The organism is Clostridium brassicae (assembly GCF_026738875.1).
In the GTDB taxonomy this organism is placed as follows: Bacteria; Bacillota; Clostridia; order Clostridiales; family Clostridiaceae; genus Clostridium_H; species Clostridium_H brassicae.
This window is the reverse complement of the sequence record NZ_JAPQFJ010000045.1, coordinates 1-6,962: the sequence shown is the minus strand read 5'-3', so window position 1 is coordinate 6,962 and position 6,962 is coordinate 1. Positions and strand designations below refer to the sequence as shown.

Here is a 6,962-nt window from a genome sequence, read left to right as displayed (position 1 = left end):
ATCCAATTAAGCAAATATTCCTAACTAATTTATCTCTTGATGTATTAATATATTTATCTAAAAAAGCTGAAGTAAAAGACTCTACCATTGATATACTTGAAGATATCCCTGCAATTATTAAGCATAAAAAGAATCCAGCTCCTATTATACCTCTAACTACTGGACCACCAGGCATTAAATTAATAGCATTTGGGAAAGCTACAAAAGCTATTCCTGGACCTGCTTGAATAACTTTATCCATTGGAAGTCCTGATGCATAACATGCATATCCTAATGTGCTAAATACGCATAAACCTGCCAAAAAATCAAAACTAGCATTTGCAAAAACTGTTATAAATGCATTGTTTACAACATCTGATTTCCTAGGCAAATAACTTGAATATGCTACCATAACTCCTACTGCTAAAGTAGTAGAGAAGAATACCTGTGCATATGCTGATACCCATATTCTAGGATTGGCTATCTTAGAAAAATCAGGTTTTAAAAACCAATTTAACCCCTTTGCTGATCCAGGAAGTGTTAATCCTCTAATTGTCATCAAAAGCATTAATATTGCTAATGTTGGAGTTATAAATTTACATGCTTTTTCTATCCCCCCTGAAATTCCCTTCTTTGTAATATAATAATTTAAAAACCATACAATCGCTACTGCAATAGCTATGTTGCCTCTTATACCACCAAATTCTAGAGCACCGCTACTAACTTTTAAAAACTCCCCGCCAAAGAAAGCGTTAGGATCAGTTCCCCATCCACCTTTGAAAGCTAATACAAAGTAATTTATACTCCAAGATATAATAACAGAATAGAAAGTAACAACTATTAAAGGAATCATTACAGGCCACCAACCAAGCCATTCCCATTTTCTGCCTAGTTTTGCATAAGCTAATGTATTAGCACCTCTCATTTTACTTCCAAATCCAAATTCTAATATCATAAGTGGTACACCAGCTGTTAATAAGGCTACGAAATAAGGAAATAAAAACGCTCCTCCTCCATTTGCATAGGCTGTGTATGGAAATCTCCATAAGTTACCTAATCCAACTGCAGCTCCAATAGTTGCCATTATAAAACCAAACCTTGACCCCCAAGAGTCTCTATTTTGATTTTCCATATATGGTTTCCTCCTAATATTCAATTTTAAAAATAATATAATTAATACATGAAAGTCTGATCATATTGGGAAATTTATTATTTACAGATTATTGTAATGTGTTTTTATAGATTTGACATTTATATATATATAAGATATAATGTAAAGGTTTACTATTGCTTTATTTTAAAAAGCGATTGCAAAATTAACCTAATCACTTATTTTGCAATCGCCACTTAGTAAAATGCCAATAGAATGGTTTATTTAGGGTAGGAACTATTCTATTGGTTTTAATCTTGCAGTAAAGTGTCTTAGAACTTTAGGTTCATAAGTAAACTCTAATCCTTTTAATGATGCAGCCTTGTCTTTAACAGATATTATAGCTTCTGCAACTACATCCATATGATCATTAGTATATACTCTTCTTGGAATTGTGAGTCTTACTAATTCAAGTGGTGATTCTAGAGGTTCACCTGTTTCAGGATCTCTTCCAAGTAAGAATGAGCCTACTTCAACAGGTCTAACTCCTGATTCAAGATATATTGCGTTACATAATACTTGAGCTGGGAATTGATGATATGGTATATGAGGAAGTATTTTTTTAGCATCTACAAAAACAGCGTGTCCTCCTGTTGGATATTGAATTGGAATTCCAGCTTCTCTTAATCTTTCACCTAAATACTCAACCTGGGAAATTCTATAGTCAAGATAATCTTCATCTATTCCTTCATATAATCCTCTAGCTAAACATTCCATATCTCTTCCAGCAAGTCCACCATAAGTTACGAAACCTTCCATTGGAACTACTCTTGATCTAACTGCTGTAAACAATTCTTCATCTTCTTTAACACCGCATAATCCACCTATATTTACTATAGCATCTTTCTTAGCACTCATTGTGAAACCTTCAGCATATGAGAACATTTCTGTAACAATTTCTTTTATACTCTTATCTGCATAACCTTCTTCTCTCTTCTTTATAAAGTAAGCATTTTCAGCAAATCTTGCAGCATCTATAAATACTCTAATTCCATATTTCTTTCCTATTTCGCTAACTGCCCTTAAATTTGCCATTGCTACTGGCTCTCCACCAGAACTATTACATGTAATTGTCATAAGTATAAAAGCTATTTCTTCAGCACCTTTTTCTTTTATGAAATTTTCTAGTTTTTCTAAATCAAAATTTCCTTTCCAATCATAGTAAGTAGTAGTATCAAATGCTTTTTCTGTTACAAAATTTAATGCTCTACCACCATTTAATTCTATATGAGCTTTTGTAGTATCAAAGTGCATATTTCCAAGAACATATTGTCCTTTTTTCTTTATAAGATTTGGAAATAAAACTTGTTCAGCACCTCTTCCTTGATGAGTTGGCACAACATATTTATATCCAAAAATATCTTGAACAGCATCTACTATATGATAATAGCTTTTACTTCCAGCATAAGCTTCATCACCTAACATAAGTCCAGCCCATTGATTATCACTCATAGCACCTGTTCCACTATCTGTTAAAAGATCTATATATACATCCTTTGATTTAAGTAAGAAAGGATTATATCCTGCTTGTATTAAAGCTTCCTCTCTCTGCTCTCTAGTTGTCATCTTTAATGGTTCTACCATCTTAATTTTAAATGGCTCTGGTTTTCTTTTCATAGTAAATACCTCCCAAATTTATTTATTTTATATAATTAATTATTTTAATAATTATTGATAACGTTTACTTTAGCTTTAAATATTAAAATGATAGGTACTTGAACTTATGCTACGTTTTTTTATTACATGTCAGGAATCATAAAATAAAATTCCTGACAAATTCTCGCTATTTTTTGTTTAAATATCTATAAATAGTATTTTCTGATGTTTTCAATTGATTTGCTACTTGTGATACAGCTCCTTTTAATAAAAATACCTCTCTTTCATCTAATTTATGAACTATACTCATTTTCTCCTCAGGTGACATTCTTTCAGGTGGAATACCTATTTCAGATAAAGTATCCTCTATAATATGAATTACCAGTTCTTCTATGGATCCACTTAATTTATCAGACACAGGAGCTTTTTCTTCAGCTAGATTTCTTTCAGGTCCTCCACTTATTTCAGATAAAAACTTATTTAAAAAATTAGCTGCTTGAATAAAATCGGAAATATTTATACTTATACATAAAAGTCCTATGACATCACCATTATCATTTTTTATAAAAAAAGTTGAAGATCTTAATATTTTTCCATCCTTAGTTCTAGAAGGATATTTACAAATATAATTTTTATCTTTAAAAAAATCTTCTTTAATTACTTTTAACCCTAAATCTGTTAAAGGGCTTCCTAGTTTTCTTGAACTAATTCCATCACTGTTTGCAATAGCAATTAAAGAATTTTCAAGGTTTCTTGCGTCATGTAGAGCTATTTCACAGTTGTTTCCCATTGCTTCTCCTAAAAAATTTACTAATGGTATAAAAGACTGCAACAACTGATCATCACTTATGTTTTTTTTCATTTATTTGCCTCCACGTATTTGTCTATTTGATATTAAATTTATCAATATAAAAATTATTTTTATCTATAATGTTTTTTTAACACGGTGATAATTTTTTCTTATCTTGAGATAATAATAGCATGTTTAATAAAAAATTACAATAGTCAAAATAATAATTTTTTATATTTTCTGAATATTTTTTCTAATTATATTTACTTTAAGTATAAATTTAATATTATGATAATGGAAAATATTATATTTTTAGTATAATTTTCAAACTAAAATTTAATCAACTAATAAATACTATCTATAGTACACAATATAGATAGTATTTATTAAAGTTATTATGCACTATACTATATCATTTAGTGTTATATATTTTTTCTATACCTTTCGTAATACCTTCTGATATTTTTTCTTGATAATCACTACTACTCAAAAGCCTATCTTCTTGTGGATTTGATAGAAAGCCCATTTCTACTAAAACAACAGGTACAGTAGACCAATTAAAACCTGTAATATCTCCTCGTTCTACCACACCTCTGTTTTTCATACCTACTTCATTAATTAAAGAGTCTAATATAACTTTTCCAAAATTCTTACTTTCATTATAAAAACCTTTAGTATAATCATTTTTAGCTGGAACAAGAATAGATGCTCCTTTTACTAAGCTACTCTCAGCAGAATCTGCATGAATTCTTAATACCAAAGCAGCATTAGAATTATTGCCTACTTTAGCTCTTGCTATATTACTCATAGTTTTATCATTGTCAGTTTTTGTCATTATTACATTGTATCCTTTTAATTCTAGTCTGTTTTTTAATTTTTGAGCTACCTTCATATTTATTTCATATTCTGGTGTTTTAGTTGTAACACCCTGTGCTCCTCCAGTTTGTTTATACTTAAGCTTAGATGAATTAGGTGCTTCAGGTTCCTTACTAGTATCAGCTTTACTTGCATGTCCAGGATCTATAACTATAATTTTATTTTTTAATTTATCTTGTGATGATGTATTATTTTTATTCTCTTTCTTCAAAGAACTATTCTCATTCAAATTTTGTTTGTTTTTTTTATTATCTTGTAAATTGTTTTTTATACTACTGTCTTTGCTACTATTTTCATCACTCTTACTTATATTTTTCTCTATTTGCTGAGAATTTTTTTCTTGTAAAAGGGTACTATTTTCTATGCTAACTTTTTTATCTTGTTCATCATTACTTGCAGATTCTTTACTTCCACATGCAGAAAATAAAGCAGTCATTGCTATAATTATTGATATACCTTTTAGTTTTTTCATAAACTTATACCCCATTCTAATTATCAATTTATACTATTGGATTTTTTATCTATTCCGCATAATATTTAATATATAACTTATCTTTGTATTTATATCTTTTCTTTGAATATTTTATAGTTACAATTAGTAATTATAATATACTATGTTATTGTATCATAAAAACAACATAGTATAAAAAATAGAGGGTTAGCCAAAAATAAACTTTAGATATAATATCTTAATTCTTTAAATTAGAAATTAATAAATATATCACACTATTTTAGCTAACCCTCTTATATAGATTTGTTGTATACTACTCATTTAATATAAATTTTTATTTAGCTATTTTTCTAGCTTTGAATTTATTAAAGGTGTTTCAAAATATACACTGGTACTAGGGAAAGCTGCTGATACACCTTCCCTACTTAAAATATCCATGATTTTAAAATTTACATTCTGCTTAACTTGCATATATTTATCCCATTCTGCAGTATTAGCAAAACAGTATATGAATATATCTAAACTACTTTGATTAAATCCATCAAAATATACTAAAATAGTTTCATCATTAATTTCTGGATCATCTATAAGCATTTGCTTTATACTTTCCACACATACTTTTAATTTATCTTTTGATGTATCATAAGTAACTCCAAGAGTAAAATTTATTCTTCTCATATCCCTTTTCGTCCAATTAATTATAGCTGAATTAGATAGGGTGGAATTAGGCTCTGTAACTAAAGCTTTATCTAAAGTTCTTATTCTAGTACTTCTTATAGTTATATCTTCTACTATTCCTTCTACATTTGCAGTTTTTATATAATCTCCAATTGAAAAAGGCTTATCTAATATAATAACAAAACCTCCAAATATATTTGAAAGAGCATCCTTTGCTGCAAAGGCCAAAGCTGCTCCACCAACTCCAAGTCCAGCAACAAAACCGCTGATATTATAATCCCATATAGCAAATATGATACATATAGCTAAAGCAATAATCATTATTTGAAGTATTTTTGATATAAAAGGGAAAATTATCTTATCTAGTTTGATATTAAAAATTTCCGATAGCTCTTCATATAAAACAGAATGTTCTGTTGTTAAATTATAACATGCCCATGCAAACAATATAATAATGATAGATTTAAATAAGTTAATTATTCCTGTAACTGTATGAAGATTGTATCCAAAGGCTCTTCCAAAAAATAGTATTGCAAAATATGCTCCTAAAACAACAAATAATGCTCTCATAGGCTCCTGAAATGCAGCTATTATTTTACGATCCAAATTTGTCCTAGTCCTAGCCGTAATTTTTAATAACCCTTTAAGTATATAATTTGTAAATATTTTTCTTAATAAAAGGAAAATGAAAAATATACCTATACCTATGCCTATATATTTTATAGTATTAAAAGTAAACTTATCTGCTATAAAATTTATTTTCTGCTCCGCTTGATTAAACGCTTGTTGTACATCATCCATATTCTTCACCTCCGACTTTACATTAAATATTTTAATAGACCTACTAGTTTTTCTCAAGTATAATTAGTAATAATTTAATAAACTATAATATAAATTTAAAATTAATTTTACATCTATAATAAGTAAACATTTATTAAAACATAGCCGAATATAAAAAGAACTCCTTAGAGTTCCTTATAGTTCCTTATTTTTTATAATAATAATTAGTTGTTATCTGAGTAGATTTATAGAATTCTTCACCATGTAGTTCACTTTCATCTATTAGCTGAAGTAATTTAGAGTTAGTGCTATTTTTATCTTTATTTTTAATACTTTTATCTTCTCTATCTTTCATATAAAATACTCCTTTCTACTTTCTAAGAGTATTTTTCCCTTTCAAATATAAATTATTAAAATAATTTATATAATAAAAAAACATCTCAAATTGAGATGTCTTGGTGATCCACCGGGGAATCGAACCCCGGACAACTTGATTAAAAGTCAAGTGCTCTACCGACTGAGCTAGTGAATCATATCTTACCCGGCGGCGACCTACTCTTCCACACCGTCTCCAGTGCAGTACCATCGGCGCTTTGAAGCTTAACCTTCGTGTTCGGAATGGGAACGGGTGTTACCTTCAAGCCATAACCACCAGATGCTAT

The 6,962-nt window shown here is 28.9% G+C and carries 6 protein-coding genes, 1 tRNA gene and 1 rRNA gene; all 8 read right to left on the bottom strand.

The genetic code is table 11. The features are described from left to right. A partial coding sequence (locus tag OW729_RS19095; RefSeq protein WP_268063123.1) for a sodium-dependent transporter occupies window positions 1–1,111 on the bottom strand: 1,111 nt, incomplete at its 3' end. Window positions 1,112–1,366: 255 nt separating this feature from the next. Then, window positions 1,367–2,746 carry a tryptophanase gene (locus tag OW729_RS19090; RefSeq protein ID WP_268063122.1) on the bottom strand — a complete coding sequence of 460 codons (1,380 nt, stop codon included), beginning with the start codon at window positions 2,744–2,746 and terminating at the stop codon, window positions 1,367–1,369. Window positions 2,747–2,912: 166 nt separating this feature from the next. Further along, window positions 2,913–3,587, bottom strand: coding sequence for a helix-turn-helix transcriptional regulator (locus OW729_RS19085; protein WP_268063121.1), 675 nt, complete (start codon window positions 3,585–3,587; stop codon window positions 2,913–2,915). Between the two features lie 340 nt (window positions 3,588–3,927). Then, the gene (locus tag OW729_RS19080; protein ID WP_268063120.1) at window positions 3,928–4,863 is read right to left on the bottom strand and encodes an N-acetylmuramoyl-L-alanine amidase family protein; all 936 of its coding nucleotides are present in this window, start codon (window positions 4,861–4,863) and stop codon (window positions 3,928–3,930) included. Between the two features lie 321 nt (window positions 4,864–5,184). After that, the gene (locus OW729_RS19075) at window positions 5,185–6,321 is read right to left on the bottom strand and encodes a mechanosensitive ion channel family protein (protein ID WP_268063119.1); all 1,137 of its coding nucleotides are present in this window, start codon (window positions 6,319–6,321) and stop codon (window positions 5,185–5,187) included. A gap of 184 nt (window positions 6,322–6,505) precedes the next feature. Next, window positions 6,506–6,655: a hypothetical protein gene (locus OW729_RS19070; protein WP_268063118.1), complete on the bottom strand. Its 150-nt coding sequence runs from the start codon at window positions 6,653–6,655 to the stop codon at window positions 6,506–6,508. 101 nt (window positions 6,656–6,756) lie between these two features. After that, a tRNA-Lys gene (locus OW729_RS19065) sits at window positions 6,757–6,832 on the bottom strand. Between the two features lie 7 nt (window positions 6,833–6,839). Then, window positions 6,840–6,956, bottom strand: a 5S ribosomal RNA gene (gene rrf, locus OW729_RS19060). Between the last annotated feature and the right edge of the window lie 6 nt (window positions 6,957–6,962).

Bases quoted from the DNA above. Each gene is read 5' to 3' on its own strand.
- OW729_RS19090 (WP_268063122.1), bottom strand. From the start codon at position 2,746: ATGAAAAGAAAACCAGAGCCATTTAAAATTAAGATGGTAGAACCATTA.
- OW729_RS19085 (WP_268063121.1), bottom strand. From the start codon at position 3,587: ATGAAAAAAAACATAAGTGATGATCAGTTGTTGCAGTCTTTTATACCA.
- OW729_RS19080 (WP_268063120.1), bottom strand. From the start codon at position 4,863: ATGAAAAAACTAAAAGGTATATCAATAATTATAGCAATGACTGCTTTA.
- OW729_RS19075 (WP_268063119.1), bottom strand. From the start codon at position 6,321: ATGGATGATGTACAACAAGCGTTTAATCAAGCGGAGCAGAAAATAAAT.
- OW729_RS19070 (WP_268063118.1), bottom strand. From the start codon at position 6,655: ATGAAAGATAGAGAAGATAAAAGTATTAAAAATAAAGATAAAAATAGC.